Below are 26,498 nucleotides of genomic sequence, written 5' to 3'. Positions count from 1 at the left end.
TAATGTCTATTGCTAAGCTATATTCCCGAGCATTGACAGGAATGTCTGCACCACAAGTAACGGTAGAAGTGCACGTAGCGAGTGGCTTACCAAGCTTCTCAATTGTTGGACTTGCAGATACTGAGGTACGTGAAAGCCGCGACCGTGTTCGCTCGGCAATTCAAAATTCTGGATTTGATTTCCCAGCACGAAGGATTACTGTTAATTTAGCACCAGCAGACTTGCCAAAAGACTCTGGTCGTTATGATTTACCAATTGCACTTGGCATCATGATTGCCAGTGGACTCATCAAACCAAAGTCTGAATTAAACCAGTATGAATTTGCCGGAGAACTTGCCCTTGATGGCGGTCTAAGACACGTAAATGGGGCGTTAGCCATAGCTTTTGGTATTGGCAATGATGCCAGACAGTTTATTTTACCAAAATCAAGCGCAGAAGAAGCATCTCTTGCCGAAACAACTCCCTGTTTTGGAGCAGAGTCACTCCTCGAAGTATGCAACTTCCTCGAAAATAAGATAGTTATTGAAAAGGCTACAGCAGATTTTAATAGCAATGATCTGAATTTAGCTTTTCTAGCAGATTTTTCTGAAGTTAAAGGACAAGTCGCCACAAAAAAAGCATTAGAAATAGCTGCTGCTGGCAGGCACTCATTGCTGATGATAGGTAATCCCGGTTGTGGTAAATCAATGCTGGCAAGCCGGATTACTTCAATCCTACCCAAACTGGAGCATAAAGAAGCTATTGCCAGCGCATCACTACTTTCTTTGAGTAATGGAAAATTTGACCCAAAAAACTGGCGGCAGGTACCATTTCGTCAGCCACACCATTCTTCATCTGCTACTGCGATAGTTGGTGGCGGAACAATTCCTAAGCCTGGAGAGATAAGTCTTGCCCATGGTGGGATATTATTTTTAGATGAACTACCAGAATTTGATCGCACAGTGCTTGAAGTATTACGGGAACCGTTAGAAACCAAAAAAATTAATATTGCACGAGCTAGGCATAAGGTAGAATATCTAGCTGATTTTCAATTAATTGCGGCAATGAACCCCTGCCCTTGTGGCAATAACGGACATCCACAAAAAAGCTGCCAATGCTCAATTGAACAGATAAACCGTTATAAATCAAAAATTTCAGCACCACTTTTGGATAGAATTGATCTAGTAGTGGAGGTACCATTAGTTACAGTTCATGAATTGCAAAATTTACCAGATGGTGAGAAATCGAGTGAGATAGCACAACGGGTAATAACAGCAAGGAATGCCCAACATAAGCGACAAAATAAATTAAATTATGAATTAAGTAATACAGAAGTTGAAAACTACTGTTTAATGGATCAGAAAACCAAAAATTTAGTTCAACAAATTATAGAAAAAAATGGGATGTCTGCACGAAGTTACTATAGAATGTTAAAAGTAGCACGGACGATTGCAGATCTTGACGAACAAGAAAATATAAACGTAAGCCATATTGCTCAGGCAAGTCAGTATAAACGGAGTATTCAAGCAAAATGAGATTTATCATTGGATTATTATTAGGCATAGCCATCGCAGGTGGAGTTGCATATTATCTGAATAAAGCCCCAAATCCTTTTGTCGATAAGGGAATTATCGGAAATAACAATAGCCAATCAAATAGTTCAGCACCATTAATGCTTGCTCCGGGAACAAAAATGCAGGCAGCCAATATTCAGACGCAGCCTATAGCCAACCAGCAAAATGAAAAACAGGAAGCATCTGCACCCAATTATGACTTTTACGATGTCTTGCAAGGTAAGAAAGATATCAATCCAAAGCCTGAGGCTTCAGCTGCCACAGCCAAACCACAAGGATATATTATTCAAGTAGGCGCATTTAGTGAACCAGATTTGGCAAATAATTTGAAAGCAAAAATGGCTTTACTTGGCTATAGTGTAAAAATTCGTCAGCGGCAGGAAAATGGAAAAACCATAAATAAAGTAATTATGGGACCATTTGAAAGTGAAGCACAAGCAGAAGAAATTCTAGACCAGCTAAAACAGCAGGAAATTGATGGTACAATAATTAACTTGAGTCAGTAAGGAGAATCACATGAAAAATTTATTAATCGCCCTAATTGGATTTGTAACCTTTGCTAATGCAGATATTGCAATAAAAGAAGGGACGGATTATACCGTCATAACCCCACCAGCAAAATCAGTTCCAACAAAACCAGGTAAAGTAAATGTAACCGAGTATTTTTCATACGCGTGTATTCACTGTTCAATCCTTGAACCAAGTCTTGATCAATGGCTTACAACAGCAAAAAACGTTGATTTTAATCGGGTACAAGTAGTGTGGGAAAATAACTTTCGAGGTTATGCCAAGCTATGTGCTACAGCACAAAGCATGAATCTTGGAACAAATTTTAGCCAAAAAGTATTTGACGCGGTAATGAACCAACACCAAAATTTGGAAGACCCGAAGCAATTACAAGCCTTCTTAAATGCAAATAAAAAAATTGTTGATCCGAGTAAATTTATGGCAACTTATAACTCATTTGCAATAAGCACCAAACCCCAAGAATATGCCCAATACACGCAAGCTTATAATATTACTGGTACACCAACTTTTGTTGTTGCCAATAAATATATGACCAAGCCAGCGCAACCGGCACAATTGATTCAGGTAATTCAGGCTTTGGTTGATAAAGCTAAAAAAGAACAAAAAATCAAATAATTACCACTCAAGGAGTACCAAATGAATTTTGAACAAGCCAGATTTAATATGGTTGAGCAACAAATTAGACCATGGAATGTATTTGATGAAAATGTAATGAGTATGCTAGCTGAAGTAAAACGCGAGGAGTTTGTAAGCCCCGAATATAAGGCTATAGCATTTTCTGATGTTGAAATTCCCCTACCAGGTGGACAAAAAATGCTGTTCCCGCGAGTAGAAGCAAGACTATTGCAAGAGTTAAATCTTAGTAAAAAGGATAAAGTCCTAGAAATAGGGACTGGAAGTGGTTATGTAACTGCTATTTTAGCTAAGCTCGCTGATTTTGTGTATAGCATTGATATAAATGCTGTAAACAAGGAGTTTGCGATAAGTAATCTTACTCGGGCAGGAATCAAAAATGTTAGTGTAATTGAAGGTGATGGCTTAAATGGTTTAGCTACCAAAGCTCCTTTTGACAAAATTCTAATTGGTGGCGCACTACCTGCTATTCCCCAAACCTTGAAACAACAGTTGCGAGTAGGTGGACATTTAATCGCTATTAATGGGATTAAGCCAGCAATGCATGCGGTACATATCACCAAGGTAGCAGAAAATGAATTTATTGAAAAACAGATTTTTGAAACAGTTGTTGATGAATTAACTGGTGCATACCAAAGTCAATTCAGATTTTAATATATATAATTAATCAAGCTTTATAGGAAAAATTATGGCTGATAACGACAAAGCAAAAGCACTACAGGTAGCATTAGCCCAAATTGAGAAACAATTTGGTAAAGGTTCTATCATGCGCATGGACGACAAACAGGTAGAAAAAGATCTTCAAGTTGTTTCCACAGGGTCTCTTGGACTTGATTTAGCACTAGGTGTAGGTGGATTACCGCGTGGACGCATTGTTGAGATTTTCGGACCGGAGTCATCAGGTAAAACAACTTTATGTCTTTCAGTCGTTGCCCAAATGCAAAAAATTGGTGGAACTTGTGCTTATATTGATGCAGAAAATGCACTTGATCCAGTATATGCACGCAAGCTTGGGGTTAAGGTAGATGAATTATTAATTTCACAGCCAGATACTGGTGAGCAGGCACTAGAGATTGCTGACATGCTAGTTAGAAGCGGCGGAATTGATGTAATCGTGGTTGACTCGGTAGCTGCACTAACACCTAAGGCTGAATTGGAAGGCGAAATGGGTGATAGCCACATGGGCTTACAGGCAAGACTGATGTCACAAGCATTACGCAAACTTACAGCTAATATCAAACGGACTAATACGCTGGTGATTTTTATTAATCAGATCAGGATGAAAATTGGAGTTATGTTTGGTTCGCCTGAGACCACAACTGGTGGAAATGCGTTAAAATTTTATGCTTCAATTCGTCTTGATATTCGCCGGGTAGGTAGCATCAAAAAAGGCGAAGATATCCTTGGTAATGAAACCAGGGTTAAGGTAGTTAAAAATAAAGTTGCGCCACCATTCAAGCAAGCTGATTTTGAAATTCTATACGGTGAGGGTATTTCAAGACTTGGTGAAGTAATCGACCTCGGTGTTTCCAATAACCTTGTGGAAAAATCAGGTGCATGGTATAGCTATAATGGGCAAAAAATTGGTCAGGGTAAAGAAAATGTACGCGAGTTTCTGAGAGAAAATCCAGCTATAGCGGATGAAGTAGAGGCAAAAGTACGTTCTCTTTCCGGACTTGCTGTGGGTGATGTACCACATGCAGAGCGAGAAATTGATGCCAGTACCGATGCTGAAGGTATGGATGAGTAATTCACAAATGGCGTAACAAATGTTACGCCATTATAATTATTTGCTCCACTAACAAATACTATGCATAAAAAACCAGAATTAAACCTTCGTGCCAAAGCGCTTGATTTCCTTTCTAGGCGTGATTATTCATACCTGGAATTATTTAATAAATTAAGTAACTATACTGATGATGAAATAGCTATTCGTAGCGTTCTTGATGAAATGGTAAGTAAAAATTTTTTAAATGAAGAACGATATATAGAAGCCTTCATAAATAGTAAAAGCCGGAAATTTGGTAGCAAAAAAATTAGATATTTATTAGGTAGTAAAGTTAGCAATTCAGATTTAATTGATGACATATATAATAAAGCTGAAATTAACGAACTTCAAATTGCCTGCCAACAACTCATCAAGAAGTACCCTTCCCCACCACAGGATAGCAAGGAGCGAGCCAAATACTTACGTTTTCTTCTTAATCGTGGTTTTAGCTACGAAATTATAAATCAGGCACTTTCACAAGCATATGAGGCATAAGTACAATTATTTATTTTGAATTTCGTTTGATTCATGTTTTAATTCACTTTCCTTAGTTTTAGATGCAGACTCAAGAAGCTGATTTTTTAGATACACAGCCCCTTTTATCTCTGGGCAAACAACCCTACCAACCGTAACACATGCTGCAGTTTTTGCTGCTGCTTTGGTTTCAGAAGAAACTCGTTCTTGATGTACTCTACGTTGTAAGATACCATTACCTGACTCACTATCTGAGCTAAATAAGTTATTTAATAATGCCCAACTGTAAAATGGAATTATCAAGCCCAAAATAAGCACAAAATATTTTTTCAATTTAATCATAATTTTATTTATATTACAATATAATACCGCTACCAGTTAAGCTAATTAATATTAACACATCCACTCCAAGCTTTCCACAAGCAGAATGATTTAGAAAAGGAGATTCTATCATATAGTAAGAAGATTTTTAGCAAGCAATAGTGATTTCTTCTATTTCAAAATTTATCCTAACGGCGTTAAAATAACTCTTATTACAATAATTCGTTAGGAATTTATCATGCCACTATTACTATTTATTTTATTAAACATAATATTTTTTACTCTATATAATAGAACAAAATACCTTTCTTATACTCTTTTTGGAATATTCCTAATCTTGTGGCTAGCAATTTTCATACCGCATACAATCCATCATGTTGCCAATGTAAATTTTTAGGAATAGACCATGAACTATAATAAATTACTGAATTTTTTTGATATGCTAATCATTGTAGCCCTTTGTACTACACTTCTAATTGCATTTTCTTACCAATTTACGGTAAATGATCTGCCATGTGCAATGTGCGTCATGTCTCGAATGGGAGTGTATGCAATGAGCTTTGGCTTATTGGCTAATCTCCTTTTATCACGTAATACGAAAAATTATTTTCTAGTAATAATTGCAGGATTAATCCAAATGGCAATAAGTCTGGAATTTATTGTCCGCCATATTGTTCCCGGTAGTGGTTCTTATGGTAGTCCAGTATTTGGTTTACATATGTATAGCTGGAATTTTATCTTTACGGTACTAATTATTATTTATTGCTGTATTGCTGGATTAATTAGTAACAATATAAGCAACAATCAAAATAAGCCAACACTAATATTAAAATTAATCATAGCATTACTTTTCTTAACTTTATTTGCAAATACCATTAGTACTTTCGTTGAATGTGGAATATACTCATGCCCAAGTGATCCGCATAGCTACTGGCTACTTGATTTATTACATCGTTAACGAACTTAATTACGCGCATAACCTTGTTATTTATAATGCTTATATGATACAATTTAATTATAATAAACTAACAAGGAAAAATCATGTGTGTAACCTGTGGCTGTGGTGATGATACTAATACTCATCACCACCATCATAATCATGATCATACGCACCATCACGAACCGCATCAGCACAAAGATGTAATAAATCTTGAAGCAGAAATTCTTGCAGAAAATAAGCAATTTGCAAACCAGAATCGTCTATTCTTCAAATCAAAAAACGCATTGGCACTAAATCTAGTTTCAAGTCCAGGCTCAGGTAAAACTACCTTGCTTGAAGAAACAATTAAGCAACTAAGCAAAAAACATAAAATCAATGTAATCGAGGGCGATCAACACACTGAGCTTGATGCTGACCGAATCCGTAAGGCTGGTGCAAATGCCTATCAGATAAATACTGGCAAAGCCTGCCATCTTGATGGTCATATGGTCGGACATGCTTTAGAACATCTAGATATTGAGAATAATAGCTATGTATTTATTGAAAATGTGGGCAATCTGATTTGTCCGGCGCTATTTGATCTTGGTGAACATGCCAAAGTTGTACTTATTTCGGTAACTGAAGGCGAAGATAAACCACTAAAATACCCAGATATGTTTCTTGGTGCGGAATTAGTCATTATTACCAAGACAGATTTATTACCATATCTGAAATTTGATCTAGAGCAATGTATTACAAACATTCAAAAAATTAACTCAAAAGCAAAAATAATTCCGCTATCGGTCAATGATCCAAATAGCCTTACTAACTGGTTTAACTGGTTGGCAACAGCACAGCAATTTTATGCCTGAATAATTGTGAATCAGAATTTGGCAACCCGGCTCATTATCAATGGATTGGTGCAGGGAGTCGGTTTTCGCCCTAGCGTTTATCGTCTAGCAAATAGATTGGGGCTAAAAGGTTGGATAAAAAATACTGGAAATGGTGTTGAAATCGTTATTTCGTCACTAGATGCAAGTAGCTTTATTCGCGAATTAAGTAATTCCCTACCGCCATTAGCTATAATTGATTCAATTAGCTGTGAAGAATACCATCTATCAACTGCAATTACCGACTTCCACATCCTAGATAGTATCGCAGGCAATATTAGCCAGACAAGGATTGCTCCAGACTGTAAAATCTGTAGCGACTGTTTGATTGAATTATTTAATCCAGAGAGTCGCTATTATCTCTACCCTTTTATTAGCTGTACTAATTGCGGCCCACGCTATACGATAATCAAAAATCTACCCTATGATAGAATCAATACTAGCTACAAAGATTTTGAACTTTGCAGAAACTGTAATGATGATTATAATAATCCGGCAAATCGGCGTTATCATGCTGAAACCAGCTGTTGTAAAGTCTGTGGCCCCAGCTATAATATGGAGCTGGAGAAAGTAGCAAACTATATCCAAGATGGAAAAATAATTGCACTAAAAGGAACTGGAGGTTACGTCCTTATCGCGGACGCAAAAAATAGCGAAGTAATTTCAAGACTAAGAACGGCAAAAAAGCGCGCTAAGAAGCCGCTCGCTGTCATGGCATTAAATACAATCTCTATTCGCTATAACTATGCAGAAGTAAATGCACAAGAAGCAGCATTACTTGAAACTAATCCTAATCCAATCGTCATTTTAAAACAAAAGAAACATTCTCCACTTCCGGCAAATATTGCTCCAGAACTAGATACACTCGGTATCATGCTTGCCCATAGTCCGGCTTACTATTTGCTATTTTATTATCTTCTTGGAAAACCTAGTGGCTATGAATGGCTAGAAAAACCAAATGATAAATTATTAATTGTAACTAGTGCCAATCTATCTGGTGAAGCGATTATTACTGATGATATGTTGGCACAAGAAGCATTGTCTGACATTGCTGATTATATAATTAGCCATAATCGCGAAATAACCGTTCCCGTTGATGATAGTGTGATGAGGATGGCAGGTAAACATAAAATAATGCTTCGGCATGCCCGAGGACTTACCCCACTAAATTATAGCTTCAATTATGAACTACCTCAGGTTTTAGGCGTTGGTGCTAGCTTAAAAGCAACATTAAGCTTCAGTAAAAATAACAAAATTCATATTTCGCAATATATTGGTGATCTAAAACAGCTTCCGGTAATTGACTATTACCAGAAAATTTATCAGTATTATTGCCAGCTTTACACCGTTAAGCCAGAATTAATCGTTTGCGATCTACATCCTGATTTTTATACCAGTCAATTTGCTACTGAATCTGGGCTACCAGTATTGAAGCTTCAACATCATAATGCACATTTTGCTGCCGTTCTTGGCGAATTTGAAAGCTATGGTTACCTTCTTGAACAGCGAATCCTTGGCTGTATTCTTGATGGCTATGGCTATGGTAATAATGGTGAAGCGTTAGGTGGCGAATTAATCGAGTTTGATTTTAAAACTCTACAGTTTAAAACTATCTCCCAATTACCTGAATTAATGTCGATAGGTGGAGATCTGGCGGAGAAAGAACCGTGGCGCTTGGCGCTTGCGATGTGTATTCAGTATGATTTGCCTATACCAGAGTATCTTTTAAAGCAACCTAATGCTAACATAATTCTGGAAATTCTAAAAGATGGCAATACGCCCAAAACTACAGCTATGGGACGTATTTTTTCTGGAGTTGCCGCCCTACTGGGAGTTATGGCTATTAATGATTATGAAGCAAATGCCGCAATGCTCCTTGAAAGCATGGTAAGCATGCCCGAAACAGATTTTGACATAGTCAGATTAACCGCAGATGGGAAACCGGATGTAGCCACTTTGATAAGAAGAGTTTATACTATTGGAGTAACTGAAAACAATCGCCAAAAAGCGATAAATTTATTTTATGGTAGTCTAACTACACTTCTTGATAAATGGATCGTATATCACGCATCATTGCATCGGATTAATCAGATTGCATTATCCGGTGGCTGCTGGCAAAGCCCTTATTTATTAAGCATGATTAGTGATAAATTTCAGCATTCGACACTGGAATTATTAATCCCGAAAGATTTGCCATTAAATGACGAATGTATTAGTTTTGGTCAGGCATGGTATGGAATAAAAAAGTTAACCTAAAATAGTACGAGCAGTTACTAATTATCTTCAATTAAAAGAAGCCATGACTCATGGCTTCTTTTAGACATTTAAAAATATTAATTTTACAATCACTTAACATTAGTACTTTCAAAGATCTTATCAGCTGATGCTGCAATAAAGCCAGTATATAATTTACCGCTTGCATCTGGGTATCTGCGCGCAAACTCATAATAACTATTTAACACTTCAAATGTTCCTTGACGAAATTTTACTGGTACTTTATTCGCCATAGTACTTGATTGCTCAAGTAACTCTGCCGGAGTGCCCTTGATCTCACCACCAGAACTATTTAAGGTTAAACCTTTGGCTTTAAGAAACTGATTAATCTCTTCAACACTCTTCAGTGTTTTCAGATGATTAACAAAAACCGTAAAGTGATTAGCCCTGAAGCCAAATACGTACATCCATGCAGCATATTCAGACTCAGCTAGTAGCTTCTGATACACATCATAATCAAGATCCCAATGTACTCCTGAAGATAATAGCTCAATGCTATTTAATTCACTGGTAGCAATTTGATCAACGCATAATTTAGCTTGTTCCTGGACAAGTGCACTAAACTCTTTTGTCAGTAAATGACTAATAAAGACCTTTGGCATAGTAGCATCTGATTTATGCTCATAGTGCTTAGCATAAAGTTTTTTCACCGGAAAGTGATAATCGCCTTTCTCTTCATAACCAAGTTCAATAAAAAATTTACCAAGCGTATCTACATCTACTCGTGGATCATCAAAAGTTCTAAATGCCACATGATCATTAACTATATTATCTTCACCATTTTCTTTAAAAAGATTATAAATCTTTAAAGCTTCCGGACTTTCTTCCGTGTATTGCTGCCAAAGTTTATCAAAAACCAGTTCAATTTTATTCATCATATATCTCCATCACTTTATTTAATCTTTAAACCCAACTATCCAACATTAATAACTGATAACTCAAATCAGATTCAATTTCTCAAGTAGGCACAAACGACGACGTCTACAAATTAGTAGGCAAGGAGTGCCGTAACACCCCTTGAGAATTGAATATATTTGAGTTAAATGTTGAATTGGATACCTTGAGCCAATGTCAACGCCGTCCCATAATTAATCGTGGTTGTTTGTCTCCGCATATATGCCTTCCACGAATCAGAACCAGCTTCACGACCACCACCAGTAGCTTTTTCACCACCGAAAGCGCCACCAATCTCAGCACCTGAAGTACCGATATTCACATTGGCAATACCACAATCACTACCACGAGTAGATAGAAACTCTTCAGCGACCCGTAGATTAGTCGTAAATATAGCCGAAGATAAACCATAGATAACCTGATTATTAATTGCAATCGCCTCATCCAAAGTCTTATATGGCATAACATACAAAATCGGAGCAAAAGTTTCGTGATTAACAATATCCCAATCTGGATTTGCTTCAACAATTGTCGGCTCTACATAATTACCTTTGATTACATTGCCACCATATGCGATTTTGCCATTCTTAGCTTTAACCGCAGCAATTGCTTTTTCGTAGTTAGCTACGGCATCACGGTCAATTAATGGCCCCATATGATTCGATGGATCAGTTGGATCACCAATTTTTAACTGTTTATAAGCAGCAACTAGGCTATCCACCACAGTTTTATATAAGCTCTCATGGACAATCAAACGACGCAAGGTTGTACAACGTTGTCCGGCAGTACCAATCGCAGCAAATGCCAATGGCGGAATTGCAGTTTTCAAATCAGCAGATTCATCAATAATAACCGCATTATTACCACCAAGCTCTAGGATAGAACGAGCAAACCGCTGTGCCAAACGAGCACCAACTTCACGCCCAACCGGAGTAGAGCCAGTAAATGACACAAGTGGAATCCGGCTATCATCGATAAATTTACGTGACAATTCAATATCAGTTGTGTTGATTAATGAAAAAACCGCGCCATAGCCATGCTCTTTGAAGACATCCACACAGATTTTATGGACAGCAACTGAACAGAGTGGCGTTTTTGGTGATGGTTTCCAGATTACAGTATTACCACAAATCGCAGCTAAGAAAGCATTCCATGCCCATACCGCAACCGGAAAATTAAATGCCGATAAGACTCCAACGACGCCTAATGGCTGCCACTGTTCATACATCCGGTGTAATGGACGCTCAGAATGCATGCTAAGACCATAGAGCATACGAGCCTGACCAACCGCAAAGTCAGCCATATCGATCATTTCCTGAACCTCGCCATCACCTTCTTGCTTTGATTTACCCATTTCAAGTGAAACCAAGGTTCCAAGTGCATCTTTATGCTCACGTAGTTTATCACCGATCAAACGGATCAACTCACCACGCTTGGGAGCTGGAACGCTACGCCATTTTAAAAATTCAGCATGAGTTGCTGCGATAACTTTTTCTAATTGTTCTGGGGTAGTCTGTTCTACTTTACCTAATAAACTGTCATCATTTGGACAAAAAGATTCAAGCAAATTGCTACTACTTAACCACTCTGTACCAATTGCAGTTCCAGGATGGCTATTACCATTTATTCCTAATTTCTGTAGTAAATTCATTATTATTTTTCTCCACTTTTATAATATGAACCAAAGCGGTTAGCTAAAAATTCTTTTAGTGAAACCTGCTCTTGCTTAACTAGACCAGATAATTTCTTCTCATGGACTACTAGATCGACAATCGTACAAATACCCGCAGCGGTAGTCATCTGAATCGCAGTAAATAAAGTATTATCAACCTGTAATGGGTAGCAAGTATTAGTATAAGTTACTTCGCTTAATACACCATTCTTTTTACCAAATACCGATACATATACAACCACTTTATCCTGATCGGTATGCGGGATAACTTTAGTTAAAATTTGCTTGGCAAGTTCTGGATCTTCACGTAAATTCATATCCTGAAGGATAAATTTCATTTTTTCGCAGTGCCCGACATAGCGCATGGTTTTATAATCCATATTTTTAGCACGCCCAGAGTAGCTTTCAACTAAGGAACCAACACCACCAGAAGTGAAGAATGCCTCATAATGCTCATTATCGACAACAAGATGCTCATATCCATCTAAAGCAGGTACAAGTTTACGTTCACCATCTTGCATTACCACACATGGATGAATGTATTCATTAACTACGCCATCAATAGACCAAGTAAATGCATAATGAAAATTATTATTCACATTTGGAGTCAATGCACCAACCCGCATTTTGATATGATCGATCTCTTCAAAACCATCTGTCAATGAGTTAGCTGCAATACTAATGAATCCCGGAGCTAATCCACACTGTGGTGCAAAAGAACCTTTACTGGTTTTTGCAAGATCATATACTTTATTAGTAGTTGCTACATCTTCGGTAGGGTCAAAATAATGAATGCCTGTCTCAGCAGCTATTTTAGCCACTTCAATAGTCAAATGGAAAGGCAAACAAGAAATTACCCCTTCAATTTGATTATCAAGAATAAATTTTTTGATTTCGTCAGTTTTACGAATATCTGATGGAATAAACTTAATTGGATTGCCAGCAATCTCTGGTAGCTTATGTGGTGCTTTAATGTCGCTTAAATACGACTCATAATCATTTGTACGAGCCAATAAACTCGCAACTGTTACCCCAATTTTCCCCGCCCCCATTACTAAAATCTTGTGCTTATTAGCCATAGCAGATTCCCATTAAAATTAGAAATTAAATTTATGTCAAATTGACCCCAATTTAGCCCAAAATTTTACTATACATACTAGATCAATTTGTTAAATAATACAATATAAAGCAGTATTTTCGTAGCTGCAGTGCAATATAAAAGTGCCTCAATGAATAATCCCATTGCAAGTAGTTGGGGTATCAAAATAGTTTTAATTAACAATTGTCATACAACTACTCATAATCTGCCACACTAAAAACTTTCACAAACCTAACTCCCCAAGTTGAATAGCCCGAATAACTTCAGGCTGTATCAGTATATTCCAGTGGTGTGCTTGGTCAAGTTTTATAATTTGTAGCTGCCGACTATCAGTTATAACTTTATCAACATTATTTGTATCTAGACTTAGAATATAGTCTATCATGGAATCATTAATTTCACCGTCAAACTGATTGCCCTGCTGCATCGCTTTAAATAAAGTAATCCGCGCATGCACCAACTTGCGGCTTATCTGGCTTTCGGCTAATTTTATTTCGCTATCATAATTAGCAATAATTTTCGTGACATATTCAGCATCATAGGATTGTGAGTGTAAAAACCTCTCAAGATTAGTCTTTTGAGTTACTGATTGTTTCTGATAGAAACAAAGTTTAGCATCAAAGATTACTGTATCAAGTAGGAAGATATTAATATTTTGATAACCACGTTCTTCAAGAATAGTAGCAATCTCAAGCGCAATCAATCCACCTAATGACCAGCCCAATAATGTAACCAGAGTATCCCTATCAATTATATACCCTTCATTAGTAATAAATTCTAGGTACATTGCAGCTAGTTGTTTAAAATCGGTAACTTTCTCTGGATGATGAAGATTATAATTATCAACCCCATAGCAGAAATAATGATTTTCAAGCTCTTTTGCTAACTTGGCATAGACTTCACATCCTGCTTGCCCTGGATGTATCATAAACATCGTTGGCTTATCAATTGCTGAATTAAGTCTAGTCAATGGTTGATAAGCTACTTCAGTAGTATTAATAATCCTGGCTAACTTACCAAGACGTGAATTAGTAAGAATATCTGCTAGTTTTAAATTAACCTTTAACTCTTTATTAAGTCTAGCAAGCAAGCGAATAGCAAGAATCGAGTTACCGCCAAGACGGAAGAAATCATCGTTAACCCCAACGTTCTCTTTATCAAGCTTCAATATTTCAGCAAAAATGACACTTAGCTGTTTTTCAATTTCCGAAGAAGGTGCAATATAATCATCTATAGCACCAAATAATTCAGGTTCAGGTAATAATTTATAGTCAATCTTACCATTAATACTTAAAGGAAACTCATCAAGCTGAATCAAAAATCTTGGCAGCATATAATCTGGTAGATTCTTAGCTAAAATAGAGCTCAACTCATCAGTTTCAAGGGTAATCTCGGCGACAAAATAAACTATTATTTGCGGCATTTGCCTATTATCATTTTTAATAATTGCAACTGCTTGCCTGATATTATTACAAACACGAATGACTGTATTCTCAATTTCGGATAATTCGATGCGATGACCATTTATCTTAATCTGACTATCATTACGTCCGATAAAAATCAGCCTGCCATCCGGCAAATATTTTGCCATGTCTCCAGTTTTATAAAGCCTAGCATTTTTACCTTGCTTTTTATCATCATCTGTCTGATACGGATTTAGAATAAATTTTTCATTAGTTAATTCTGGTTGATTTAGATAACCTCGTGCTAGCCCTTCCCCGCTGATATAAATCTCACCCACCGCTCCACGCGGTAATAATTGCAGCTCAGCATCAAGGATATAGATACCAGTATTCATTAAAGGCTTACCGATATTGGTGATTATATCTTCTGGTGAAATATAGTTTAGTGTTGAACAAACGGTTGCTTCAGTTGGACCATACTCATTTATGATAATCAAATCTTGAGAGATTAGCTCAAAATCAATATTGGCTAATCTATCACCACCAGCAAAAATCATTTTTAGCTTACTTGCCTTATCTTGGATAATATTTAGAAAATCACCAACTAACACACTTGGAATAAATGCCAGATTTACATCATGTTTAAGAATAGCTTCAAGCAGTTGATCAAGTGACAAACGCTCTTCATCAGATAGTAAGATAAGCTGATTACCATTTATCAATGGGGGGAATAGCTCACAAATAAAAGCATCAAAAACATAATTGGAATAGACAGTCACTACTTTGTTTTCGGATAATTTATGTAAATTCACCATGTTTTTTAGTAAGTTAAATACGCTCTTATGTTCGACCATTACACCTTTTGGCTGTCCGGTAGTGCCGCTAGTGTATATTACATAGGCAAGATTATCTTTAGTAGTATCTGTTTGTGGTAAAGTAACCGGATAGGAAATAAATTCAACCTCTTCATGATTGATAATCAACATTGCTATTTTTTGCCCATTATTTTCACTGGCGGATTGGTTTAATATCTCAGTTAGTTGTTGGCTATTTTCTTTAATGGTCAGAAGGACTTTTGGATTACTATCATTAAGAATAAAATTTATCCGCGCTTCTGGATAATTAGGATCAATCGGCACAAAAGCAGCACCAGCTTTCATTATGGCAAGAAGTGCAATAACGATAAACTCACTTCGCTCCATACAAATAGCAACTAGATCATCTGCTTTAAGAGCGTATTTCTCAAGCAAATAATATGCCAACTGGTTAGTTTTTTGCTCAAGCTCCTTATACGTAAATTGATGATTATTATAAATTAAGGCTATGTCATTTGGTGTTTTTGCTGCCTGCTGACTAAATAATTCAGGTATGGTATGGATTAAGCCAAAATCATAATGATTATTCGTTACTGCTGCAATTTGCATTGAATAATCTTTAGCTAAAATGGCTGGATTTTTGCCAAATTCAATTACATTTATAAGTGTCGCTTCAATATTTTTCGCCAAATAATCAAGATATTCTTTAGAACAAAAATTGTCATGGGCAATCAGATCAATAATAAAATAGTCACCCTGTGCGACATTTAAGACAAATGGAATATTTGAACGCTGATAATCATTGTTTTCGCGCTTAGTCTGCCCTTCCCGATTTATTTGAAAATGTGTATAATTAAACGCAAATTGATACAAATCATGAGTAAATAGTTCCTTAATTTTGGCATAAGGAAAACCCTTATATTCATAAAGTCTTATTTTCTCATTGTATATATCTTTTATTGCTTCATCAATACTGTTTCCTTCAAGTTTATAACGATATGGAATGGTATTTAAAAATAAACCAAATAAATCATCACCTCCAGCAACTTCCAGTCGATTATTAATAACGAGACCAAGAGTAAGATCTTTCTGATTTAGGAAACGTGAAAGAACCGATAGATAAATGAATAGAAAAACGCAATCACTAGTAACATTTAGTTTATGCGCATAAGCCTGAATCTTCTGACTGATGGTTTCATCTAGAGTAAAGCGACTTTGATTTAAACCGGCCGTTGATTCTGACTTATCACCACTCCAATTGATTGTTGGCACAATAATTTTGTCCAGATACTCTTGCCAGAATCTAATCATTTTATCGTTGTTAATATTTCTCTGTTCCTGCCGGATAAATGCACCATATGAAAGCTGCGACTTCCCTAATTCAATTGGTTTTCTTCGTAAATATGCGGCTGAAAACTCATTAAGTAAGCGAGAAATGCTCCAGCCATCAGTAATTGCGTGATGAAAGGATAAAACCATATCAAATTCTTCTTTATCCGCATACTGATTGACTAATACTCGAAATAGACCCGCCTTTGAATGATCAAAATTTAATAAACTCTCATTCTTTACCAACTCCTTCAATGAGTAGTCATCATATTTTGAAAAAGAAAAAGGTATATCCTTATAAATCAGACAATCATATGAGTTTTTAGATAGGATGAACCGCGCACGTAATAAAGTATGTTTACGAATTAGCGATTCCCAAATTAGCTGAAATTGAGTAGAATCAAACGCTGCTTTATATTTCTCTGAAATTACGACATGATAGGTACTATACTGGCTATTCATACTTTCAAAAAGCATTCCCAACTGCAAATAACTGGCTGGAAAAGCATCCTCCAACCGCTCAAACTCACTAAAATCGGCATAATCAGCACCATTTATCAAACTAAATGGAATATAGTTGTCTTGAGTTTCTTTTTGCAGATTATTCGCCAAGATATAAGCTGCTAGTTCAGAAATATTTCGGTAAGTAAAAATATCCTTTACCGTAATATTTAAACCAAGCTTTTTATTCAGCCGACTCACTAGACGGATAGCAATAATACTATCGCCACCTAATTTAAAGAAACTATCATTGGTACTAATTTCCTCCTTGTCTTTTTTTAATACTTCACTATAAACATCTAGGATATTTATTTCAAGCTCATTTACAGGTTTCTGGTAATCATTTCTTTCAGCATTCATTTCGGGGATTGGTAGCTGACGAATATCTACCTTACCATTGACTGTCAATGGTAATTGTTCTAGCGTTATATATGAGTGAGGTAGCATATATTCTGGTAGTACATTCTGAAGACTTAGATTAAGCTTTTGGGCTAAATCGTGCAGACCTAAAGAGGCAGAGTTTTTATCTACTACCAGATAAGCAATTAGGTAATTTTTACCATCAATTTTAGTTAGTTGTACTAGCGCATCTTCGATTCTATCTAATTGTAAAAGTTTAGCTGATATCTCGCTTAATTCTACCCGATAGCCATTAAGTTTTACCTGATTATCCAGTCGTCCCATGAATTCAATATAACCATCAGAATATAGCCTACCAGAATCCCCTGTCTTATATAATCGCCCAAGCTCAGGATGATTAATAAATGCAGCAGCGGTTTTTTCATCATCATGATAATAATTTAGGGCTACCCCAGCACCACCAATATAAATTTCACCGATTACGCCATCAGGACAATGGTGCTGATTATGATTTAAAACATAAATCTGCTGATTTGGCATCGCAACGCCATAGGGAATACTCGTCCAATTGGAATTAAGCTGATCTATTTGATACCAGATGGACCAGATACTTCCTTCCGTAGCTCCACCTAGGCTAACTATAGTACTTAATGGACAAGCTTCACGCAACCGCTTTGGTAGTGTTAAAGGAATCCAGTCACCACTTAATAAAAATAAACGAAGCGTAGAATCGTGTAATATTTCCCAATCCTCAAGCAATAATTCAGCTAATTGCGGCACGCTATTCCAAATGGTAATTTTATGCTTGGCAATTAATTGCTGCCAGTGGATGGGTTCTTTAACCCTATCCTGATTAGGAAAAACAATTGTCCCACCAGCGCAAAGCATGCCAAAAATATCATATACCGATAAATCAAAGCTTAAATCAGATAACGCAAGAACCTTATCATCTTGGTTTATCTGATATTTTGCATTAACCGCATGGATAGTATTTAACGCGCCTCGGTGGGATATTGTTACACCCTTTGGTTTACCTGTCGAGCCAGAAGTAAAGATCACATAGGCAATATCATCTGGTTTAATTTTTGGTAAAGAAATTTTATTGAGCCTTACTAGTATTTCAGGATTTGTTTCTGATAGTATATCTTCAATAATTATCAACTGGTACTTTTGTGATAATAAGGTCTGATTAAACCTAGCAGCCATCTTACGGGAAATTAATAATAAACTAACCTTGCCGCCTGTTAATACTTCATCAATCCGCTCTACTGGCCAATCGACATTTAATGGTAAATAAGCATAACCAGCAAACATGATGCCAAGACTAGAAGTTACCTGATTAGCACCTTTTTCAGCCAATATACCGATTAATCTGTCGGCTTGATTAACTCCTAATAATTGAAGAATCTGGCGAGCAAGTAATTGGCTCTTCATTAACAATTCTTGATAGCTATAGACACAAACACTCTTACCGCTATTATCAATAAGCGCAGGATGTTCTGCCAACTGATAGGTATCTATTATAGACAGGATGCTATCACAAAGGGTTTTCTCTGAAACTGGCTGCATTGCAGAGTTAATTTGCCGGATTAATGCTAAATTTGCAGAACTAGGTTCAGAAAAAACATCTTTATCCCAATCTGCATTAGCCAAGAACTCAATTAGCCGACAATAATCCTGATGCATCGAAGTAATAGTTACTTGATTAAATAATTGTTCAACATAGTTCCACTCAGCAATAAAATCATCACCCGAAGTATAGGCATGATTAACTAGCCATACCTGTGAAGTTTGGTTACTTGAATATTCCTTACCAAGATATGATTCATCAAGAAACTGCTCCTTATCCTTGCTATCGCCAAGTACACTAGTAAGAACTACAGGTGCAATAATCTGATTTGTAGCTAATTGCTTCTCCTCACGAATCAAGCGCTGAAAATCGATTCCATCAAAAAGATTATGTTCAATATCCTGCCATAATTGCTCATGATTAATTCGGATTTCATCAATAATACTTTTTTGCCCGAAGCCCGGGTTCTTATAATCAAACAACTCAAGAACTGTAAAATCACCAAGAATTTCATTTATTTGGGGATGTAATGGTATCCGGTTAAATAAAGTAAGATTGATACATAAACTAGTCTGATTGCTCCAGTAACTTAAAACTTTGCCATAAATAACCATTATGATACTGGTTAATCCTACATCATATTTTAGGGCTTTAGCCTTAATTTTATTCCAAACTTCGCCAGCTATAATTTTGGTCAATTTATTAAAGCGTGGATTAGCTATATCTGTTGCCCGGCAACTTAGCGGCAATTGCAAATCAAAATTATAATCAGGAAGTTTATTTAGCCAATATTCCCGATCTTTGATAAATAAATCACTAGCACGGATTTTCTCTACCTGAATCATATAATCACGGTAACTAACGTTCAGCACCGGTAATTGCAAATCTGGATTATGATAAAGACGTGTTAATTCATCATATAATAATCTGGTGCTATTACCATCAATTAGAAGAATATCAAAACTAATATGTAATATATAGTAAGGCTCTTCATCATTAAATAAACACCGACTAACGATAAAATCAAATAACGGATATTCATCAGTTGGATAAACCTTATGCGAAAGGCTTTCTCGCAGCCGATAAAAATCTTCGTAATTAGTAAATTCAAAATAGTTAACTCTATATTCAGGGACATCGGAAAGATACTGCTGTTGTCCATCCTTAAAAATGGCTCTTAAGCCCGGGTGACGTTTGATTACATTATTAAGCGCAGCTGTAAATCGTTTAAGATCTAGTTTAGAAAATTTATGTTCGCTATACGAATGAGTTGATATATTCCCTAGTTCAAAAGAAGCATAACGCCCGAGATAATACGCTTGCTGAACATTATTCAGGTTAAATGGTAAATAAAGGCTATTCGCTTTACTTTCTTTTATCTGGTAATCTTTAAAGATAAAGTCACCTCGCGTCGTACGAATCAAATTAGCCAAATGCCTAATCGTCTTTAAAGCAAAAATATCAGAAACTTTAATATTAGAATCAAACGAATTATTAAGATGACTAGTTAGGCGGATGGCTAATATACTATTGCCACCAATCCTAAAGAAATCATCTTCAACTCCGATAGTCTCAGCTTCTATACCTAGCTCTTTAGCAAAAATCTCATAGACTTCTTTTTCAAGCGGAGTTTCTGGTGCAATATACCGCCTATTTTGAGTGGAGAACTGTGGAACTGGTAATTCTTTCAGATCTACTTTGCCATTGGCTGTCAGCGGCAGTTTGTTGACAATTAAATACTCATACGGTAGCATATATTCAGGTAATTCGTGAACAAGACTTTCTTCGATATATTTACTAATTGACTTATCTTCTACCATACTTTCAGATTTATGTTTTTCACCCTCATCAATTAGCCCAAGTACCATTGAATATAATACACTCTCATAAATATCATAGCCAAGCATACAGCTACCAATATTATGTTGATAAAGTAGCTCACTTACAAGCTGAAAATACATTCCAGCATAAAGCAAATTTTCAGGTGATCTATCGCCATCAAAAGATAATAGCATACCACCAGTTTCCAATAATCTGCCACTATACCAATTAGCTCGGGTAAATATATCTTGCTGATTTATATCAACCTGATGTTTATCATTTATATAAATTCCGCTACTTGTTTTAACTAGTTTATTTAATTCAACTAGAGGTTTAATCTTGATAGACTCTTCTTGCCCAAATTTAAGGCGGATAAGCTGTGTATTATCACTATCAATAACTTCATCTAAAATTTCAACTGTAACTGGGATGCTATACTTAGATACCACTTCTAAAATCAGAGCTAACATATGCCCTGCTTCAAGGTAAGCAAACCTAAACGACTCTTCTTGATATAGTGGAGTAATCGCGGGATAATGAACAATCAGATCTATTGCTGGTAGCTCAGATAAATTTTCTGTTAATTGAGGAGTTTCAAGATTAGTCAGAGTCTTAGCTAATGGATTATAATAATAGTAGCCAGATTGATAATCATCAAGCGCAACGGGTAAATTTAGATAACCCCTCACCGAATAACTGCTTCCGGCTGAAGGATAGCGGTATTTGGGTAAAACCCGTTCTTCAAGATTAATCGCAGAAATTGTGGCAAATATCTCATCTAAAAATCTGGCGCTAACTGTTCCTTGAAAATCTTCTTGCTTATCCGAGTTAATCCATTGATTGATAGTATCTGCACTATGCTGGAGAATGTCATCAATAGCTACATCATCATTGATACTAATAGGTAAGTAGCGCCGATAACTTTTTCGGAGGATAAATTTATTCTCTGGTAATTCTAAGTTTAGCTTATATGTAGCTAAAGGTAAATCATTTCTAATCCCAGCTAATTTTAATTTAAATCCCTGTAATTCACTACTATCAGATGCAAGATAGCTATATCTGGATACTAGGTAAGCAATAATATAATCGCGCCCAGCATTGGAATAAACACGAGCAATTGAACTCTCAATTCCACTTATTTTATTCAGTTTTGCGGTAATTTCCTCTAGTTCTATCCGATAACCATTGATTTTGACTTGAAAATCCTTGCGCCCATGAAATTCAATATACCCTGCCTTATTCCAGCAGCCAAGATCGCCAGTTTTATAAAGCCGCCCAAGCACTTCATGCTGAATAAAACTTGCTTTGGTTTTTTCATCATCATTCCAATAAGCAATTGCTACGCCAATACCGCCGATATATATTTCACCAATCACATTAGCCGGACAATGCCTACCTTGTGTATCTAAAATATACATTTTCTGATTTGGCATCGCTACACCATATGGGATTGATTTCCAGCTTTCATCAACTTTCTTTATCTCATACCAACATGACCAGATCGAACCTTCAGTTGCTCCCCCAAGACTCATCACCGTGATATTTGGGTTTAATGATTTAATCTGCGTGGGTAAACTTAATGGAATCCAATCACCACTTAGCAAAACCACTCGTAGTGAGCTGAGTTGTTTTTTCTGGCTAATAATGTAGTCAATCAAAAGCTGCATAATTTGTGGCACAGTATTCCAGATAGTTATCTGATGTTTTTCAATCAACTCATACCAATGAGATGGCTCTTTAACCTTATCCGGATCAGGAAAAATTACTTTTCCACCAGCGCCAAGCATTCCAAACATATCATAAACCGATAAATCAAAGCTTAACTCGGATAATGCCAAAATAGTATCATCTTGGTTGATATTGAAACGCTCATTAACCGCTTTTATGGTGTTTATCACGCCAAGATAAGAAATAACAACGCCCTTGGGTTTTCCGGTACTTCCTGAAGTAAATAAAACATATGCAGCTTCATCAAGTTCTGCCATCGGAATCGCAGCAATCTCAGCTTGCTGATCATTAGCTTCATCAATCACTAAAATTTGATATGCGGATTTAATTGTATCAACTGAAATTTTAGTAAGTTGAAGTTTAGATACTAAGATATAACGAACCATTCCTTCTTGAAGTACTTCTTCAATCCGTCCGATCGGCCAATCTATATTTAAGGGTAAATAAGCCGCCCCGGTTTTCATGATCCCCCAGGCTGCGGCTATTTGCTGATAGCCTTTTTCACTAAAGATTGCAACCAATTCACGTTTTTGGACTCCAACTTTTTTTAGTAAACTTGCAATTGAGTAGCTTTTATCCATTAACTGGTCATAAGTATAACTGCCATTAACATCAATAACTGCGATTGAATGTGGTTTAGCTAATGCTTGATCTTTAGGAGTTACTATTTTTTCCATGCTTTGATGAGATGAGTTTGCAGTAGCAATTATTGCTAAATCACTAGAATCAATAAGATCAGGAATCTCATTGTCCCAAGCATAATGTGCAAAATGTTCAATCAAATTTATATATTGCTTATGTAAGCGCTCAATCTGTTCTATAGCAAAAAGCTGCGACACATAATCCCAGCCAGAAAGGAGGTTACCATTATTTTCAATGGCATTATTATCTAGCCAGACTTGTGCTGTTTGTGATAGATAAAATTCCTCATGGGCATTATTTTCAAGAAAGATATTTGTTTTGGAATCTTCGAGTAAACTAGTAAATACCAGTGGTGCAATGATGACATCAGAATCAAGATTAAATTTCTGACGAATAATTGAAAATACTTCAATCCCATCTATTACTCGATGTTCAAGATCTTTCCATAATAAAGAATGGTTATGCCGAACCTGATTAATAAATTGCTTCTCATAACCAGCATATGGCAAAAATGCCAGAATATCAGTAAAATCACCAATAATATTATCTGCAACTAAACTATTACTTTTATCAAAAAGTGATATATTGATCAAAAAATTAGGATTTGTTGAATATCTGGCTAATACATGATAGTAAATAGTTAATAAGGCTGAAGTTGGTGAAAGATTATTCTGATAGGCTTTATTCTTGAATTCCTGCCAAATATTTGCTGAAACTACCCGGCTATCTCGAGCAAAAATAGGATTAGTTACCGATTCAGGCAATTCCAGCGTTCTAAGGGGAGCAAAATTAGGAATATCTTTAAAGCGCTGAAACCAATAAAATTTACTAAGATAAGCTAAGTTATTATCTGACTCAGACTTTGATTCAATATAATCGCGAAAAGTAAATTCAATCATATCAAGCTTATTGCCTTGATAAAGAAGGGTTAACTCTTCTCTAAAGATATTTAAGCTATGTGCATCCATTATCAGGATATCAGAAAGAAAATGCAATCTGTCGCCATTTGCCCCACGGGAGATTTTTATTGCAAATAATGGTAACTTAGTTAGATCAAGTTTTTCACTCCGCATCTGATTACGAATTTCCAATATTTGCTGCTGAAAATCGCTCTTGGAATAAGTTGAATAATCATTAACAGATAATTTGTAATTATATTCAGAATGGGTTATTTGTACCATTCTATCAACAGAGAAAGTAGTTCTAAGCATAGCGTGGCGTTTAATCAACTGATTAATCGCAGCCTCTAAACGTGCATAATCCAGATGCTCGCTATAGCTATATTCAACATAACGCTGAGTTGCAATCCCACCCAGTTTATAATTACCAAAACGCCCTAGAAGATAGGCTTGCTGAATGTGTGTCAGCGGGAAATAATCATTGCTATACTCTTTATGAATTAAAGCTGATTTTATTGTCTGACTTTGATTATCCTGATTGACATGAAGGTACTGTGCTAGTTCGGCAATCGTTCGTTTTTCATAGAATATATTCAATGTTGGCGTATGATTGAATACTTCTTTAATTTTACTGGCAATCGCCATAATTAAAAGCGAGCTACCACCCAAAGCAAAAAAATCGTCATGAATAGAAAATGGTTGTGGGAAATATTCCTGCCAAATCGCAATTAATTTTTCTGTTATCGCATCATTAGTAGCTTCATTTTTATTAGCCGTCAATGGAGCTAGAGAGTTTTCTTCCTGAATAATCTGACTTAATGCTAATCGGTCAATTTTATTATTCCGGTTTTTGGGTAAATTATCCAGATAGACAAATCTGGCTGGCAGCATATAATCGGGTAAGCAAGAAGAAAGGTATTCTAAGACTTCACTTTTAGTCGTATTTCCAACTAATACTGCGACTAGCTGACCTTCCTGACTATTATCTTGTAGCACATATAAAACAGCTACTTCTCGTACACCATCAACATTTAGGATATTTGCTTCAATTTCACTAAGTTCAACTCGCATACCACGAATCTTGATCTGCGAATCCGCTCGCCCCAAAACATGCAATAAACCAAGTTGATCTTTATAGCCAAGGTCACCAGAACAAAACGCCTTTTTGCCGTTAATTTCAATAAAAGGAGCATTTTGGCTAATATTACAATAGCCGTATGAAATATCATCCGTAGCAATTATAACTTCACCAACAACATCTGGTTCATCAACCAAAACTCCAGAAGCATCACGAATATACGCCCTAGTAACATCATTAATTGGTAACCCAACTGGCATCATTTCAGCAAACTGATAGTTATTAACATCAATCTCATAATAAAATTTAGCTTGGGTTGTCTCGGTTGGTCCATAAAGATTAACCAGTCGGCAATGACTATTAAATGCCTGAAGATGTTTGTTAACTAGGGATTTATATAAAATCTCACCGGCAATAAAAATAAGCCTTAATTTAGGCTGTCTTTGCTTGGGTAAATAATCTACCAAATAATTATAATAACTAGGAACAGTATTAAATAGGGTTATATTATTAGCCGATATAAATTTGGCGATACTATCAAATGAAGATTTATCTGCTTCAGTCGGAATAACAAGGGTTGCTCCCGAGATTAAGGTTGCAAGAACCTCACGCTTAAATAGCGAGAAGCCTTCGCCAGCAATTTGTAGCACTCGATCATGATTACCAATCTCAAACTTATTTATCATCCATAACATAAAAGACAATAACGAACCATTTCTACCCTTGATTCCTTTCGGCTCCCCAGTTGAACCTGATGTAAAGTAGATATGTGATAAATCATCAATTTCACCATTTTTAGGGGTATAATCAGCTAGCTTAAAATCACAAATAAGCTTTAAGGAATTAAACTCATCTATTCCTGTATCAAGAATCGACTCCCGATCACTCAAGATTAGCCGCGTATTACTTATTTGAAGAATCTGTTTAATTCGGGTAAGTGGAGTTTTTGGCGGAATTGGGACAAAAGTATTGCGGGAGAGTATAACCCCAAGGAGCGCAATAATCAGTTGCAATTTATTTTCATAGATTAAAGCAACGCTCGCTTGCTCCAATTCTTTTTCAGACAAAAATTTGGCGACTTTTAGTGCCGAAGCATAGAGCTCTTGATAACTAAGAGAAATTCCATCATGAATTATTGCTATATTTTCAGAGTGTTGGGCGAAAGATTTTAATAAATATTGCTGTATCGTCATTTTACATTCAATCACATTTAATCAGTTAAAATAGAATAGTCATACCATAACATAGCCACATAATACCATAGATAAAATCCATATATATTATAACAACTAATCAAGTGACTCACAACCAACCAATTTGGTGGGTT

14 protein-coding genes are annotated in these 26,498 nt (G+C 36.2%); 9 read left to right on the top strand and 5 right to left on the bottom strand.

What is annotated here, in order from left to right; translation table 11 throughout:
- The first annotated feature begins 2 nt into the window (after nucleotides 1-2).
- Genes CUN60_RS05050 through CUN60_RS05025 form a run of 6 tightly spaced genes read left to right on the top strand, consistent with a single transcriptional unit; the run spans nucleotide 3 to nucleotide 4,977 of the window.
- Complete coding sequence (locus tag CUN60_RS05050) at nucleotides 3-1,514, top strand: YifB family Mg chelatase-like AAA ATPase (RefSeq protein WP_102950984.1); 1,512 nt, start codon at nucleotides 3-5, stop codon at nucleotides 1,512-1,514.
- Nucleotides 1,511-2,059 carry an SPOR domain-containing protein gene (locus CUN60_RS05045; protein ID WP_102950983.1) on the top strand — a complete coding sequence of 183 codons (549 nt, stop codon included), beginning with the start codon at nucleotides 1,511-1,513 and terminating at the stop codon, nucleotides 2,057-2,059. The genes CUN60_RS05050 and CUN60_RS05045 overlap by 4 nt, the downstream gene beginning before the upstream one ends.
- A gap of 10 nt (nucleotides 2,060-2,069) precedes the next feature.
- Entirely contained in the window at nucleotides 2,070-2,696 is a 627-nt protein-coding gene (locus tag CUN60_RS05040) for a thiol:disulfide interchange protein DsbA/DsbL (RefSeq protein ID WP_102950982.1), read from the top strand.
- A 21-nt stretch (nucleotides 2,697-2,717) separates the two neighbouring features.
- Nucleotides 2,718-3,368 carry a protein-L-isoaspartate O-methyltransferase family protein gene (locus CUN60_RS05035; RefSeq protein WP_102950981.1) on the top strand — a complete coding sequence of 217 codons (651 nt, stop codon included), beginning with the start codon at nucleotides 2,718-2,720 and terminating at the stop codon, nucleotides 3,366-3,368.
- Between the two features lie 34 nt (nucleotides 3,369-3,402).
- Nucleotides 3,403-4,464, top strand: a complete 1,062-nt coding sequence (gene recA, locus CUN60_RS05030) for a recombinase RecA (RefSeq protein ID WP_102950980.1) — start codon at nucleotides 3,403-3,405, stop codon at nucleotides 4,462-4,464.
- Nucleotides 4,465-4,524: 60 nt separating this feature from the next.
- Entirely contained in the window at nucleotides 4,525-4,977 is a 453-nt protein-coding gene (locus CUN60_RS05025; protein ID WP_102950979.1) for a regulatory protein RecX, read from the top strand.
- A 6-nt stretch (nucleotides 4,978-4,983) separates the two neighbouring features.
- Here the strand turns inward: CUN60_RS05025 and CUN60_RS05020 are convergent, their stop codons facing one another.
- Complete coding sequence (locus CUN60_RS05020; protein WP_102950978.1) at nucleotides 4,984-5,298, bottom strand: hypothetical protein; 315 nt, start codon at nucleotides 5,296-5,298, stop codon at nucleotides 4,984-4,986.
- Between the two features lie 385 nt (nucleotides 5,299-5,683).
- Between CUN60_RS05020 and CUN60_RS05015 the strand changes: the two genes are divergently transcribed.
- The 3 genes from CUN60_RS05015 to hypF all read left to right on the top strand — a co-directional run bounded on the left by CUN60_RS05015 (nucleotide 5,684) and on the right by hypF (nucleotide 9,342).
- Nucleotides 5,684-6,235: a disulfide bond formation protein B gene (locus tag CUN60_RS05015; RefSeq protein WP_102950977.1), complete on the top strand. Its 552-nt coding sequence runs from the start codon at nucleotides 5,684-5,686 to the stop codon at nucleotides 6,233-6,235.
- Nucleotides 6,236-6,318: 83 nt separating this feature from the next.
- The gene (gene hypB, locus CUN60_RS05010; RefSeq protein WP_102950976.1) at nucleotides 6,319-7,068 is read left to right on the top strand and encodes a hydrogenase nickel incorporation protein HypB; all 750 of its coding nucleotides are present in this window, start codon (nucleotides 6,319-6,321) and stop codon (nucleotides 7,066-7,068) included.
- Between the two features lie 6 nt (nucleotides 7,069-7,074).
- A complete protein-coding gene (gene hypF, locus CUN60_RS05005; protein WP_158649295.1) occupies nucleotides 7,075-9,342 on the top strand; it encodes a carbamoyltransferase HypF in 2,268 nt (755 codons plus the stop codon).
- A gap of 89 nt (nucleotides 9,343-9,431) precedes the next feature.
- On the opposite strand, the gene CUN60_RS05000 is transcribed toward hypF, so the two are convergent.
- From CUN60_RS05000 to CUN60_RS04985, 4 genes are all read right to left on the bottom strand, one after another.
- Nucleotides 9,432-10,238 carry a DUF1338 domain-containing protein gene (locus CUN60_RS05000; protein ID WP_102950974.1) on the bottom strand — a complete coding sequence of 269 codons (807 nt, stop codon included), beginning with the start codon at nucleotides 10,236-10,238 and terminating at the stop codon, nucleotides 9,432-9,434.
- 161 nt (nucleotides 10,239-10,399) lie between these two features.
- Entirely contained in the window at nucleotides 10,400-11,905 is a 1,506-nt protein-coding gene (gene amaB / locus CUN60_RS04995) for an L-piperidine-6-carboxylate dehydrogenase (RefSeq protein WP_102950973.1), read from the bottom strand.
- Nucleotides 11,906-11,907: 2 nt separating this feature from the next.
- Entirely contained in the window at nucleotides 11,908-13,005 is a 1,098-nt protein-coding gene (locus CUN60_RS04990; protein WP_102950972.1) for a saccharopine dehydrogenase family protein, read from the bottom strand.
- Between the two features lie 243 nt (nucleotides 13,006-13,248).
- On the bottom strand, nucleotides 13,249-26,364 hold the full coding sequence (locus CUN60_RS04985) for a non-ribosomal peptide synthetase (protein WP_102950971.1): 13,116 nt from the start codon (nucleotides 26,362-26,364) through the stop codon (nucleotides 13,249-13,251).
- Between the last annotated feature and the right edge of the window lie 134 nt (nucleotides 26,365-26,498).

It is taken from the genome of Aquella oligotrophica, from assembly GCF_002892535.1.
GTDB lineage: Bacteria > Pseudomonadota > Gammaproteobacteria > Burkholderiales > UBA11063 > Aquella > Aquella oligotrophica.
This window is presented reverse-complemented; position numbering and strand designations above follow the sequence as displayed.

Excerpts from the sequence above, each read along its gene's own strand:
- CUN60_RS05045 (WP_102950983.1), top strand. The coding sequence starts at position 1,511 with ATGAGATTTATCATTGGATTATTATTAGGCATAGCCATCGCAGGTGGA.
- CUN60_RS05035 (WP_102950981.1), top strand. The coding sequence starts at position 2,718 with ATGAATTTTGAACAAGCCAGATTTAATATGGTTGAGCAACAAATTAGA.
- recA (WP_102950980.1), top strand. The coding sequence starts at position 3,403 with ATGGCTGATAACGACAAAGCAAAAGCACTACAGGTAGCATTAGCCCAA.
- CUN60_RS05020 (WP_102950978.1), bottom strand. The coding sequence starts at position 5,298 with ATGATTAAATTGAAAAAATATTTTGTGCTTATTTTGGGCTTGATAATT.
- hypB (WP_102950976.1), top strand. The coding sequence starts at position 6,319 with ATGTGTGTAACCTGTGGCTGTGGTGATGATACTAATACTCATCACCAC.
- CUN60_RS05025 (WP_102950979.1), top strand. The coding sequence starts at position 4,525 with ATGCATAAAAAACCAGAATTAAACCTTCGTGCCAAAGCGCTTGATTTC.
- CUN60_RS05000 (WP_102950974.1), bottom strand. The coding sequence starts at position 10,238 with ATGATGAATAAAATTGAACTGGTTTTTGATAAACTTTGGCAGCAATAC.
- CUN60_RS04990 (WP_102950972.1), bottom strand. The coding sequence starts at position 13,005 with ATGGCTAATAAGCACAAGATTTTAGTAATGGGGGCGGGGAAAATTGGG.
- CUN60_RS05015 (WP_102950977.1), top strand. The coding sequence starts at position 5,684 with ATGAACTATAATAAATTACTGAATTTTTTTGATATGCTAATCATTGTA.
- amaB (WP_102950973.1), bottom strand. The coding sequence starts at position 11,905 with ATGAATTTACTACAGAAATTAGGAATAAATGGTAATAGCCATCCTGGA.
- CUN60_RS05050 (WP_102950984.1), top strand. The coding sequence starts at position 3 with ATGTCTATTGCTAAGCTATATTCCCGAGCATTGACAGGAATGTCTGCA.
- CUN60_RS05040 (WP_102950982.1), top strand. The coding sequence starts at position 2,070 with ATGAAAAATTTATTAATCGCCCTAATTGGATTTGTAACCTTTGCTAAT.
- CUN60_RS04985 (WP_102950971.1), bottom strand. The coding sequence starts at position 26,364 with ATGACGATACAGCAATATTTATTAAAATCTTTCGCCCAACACTCTGAA.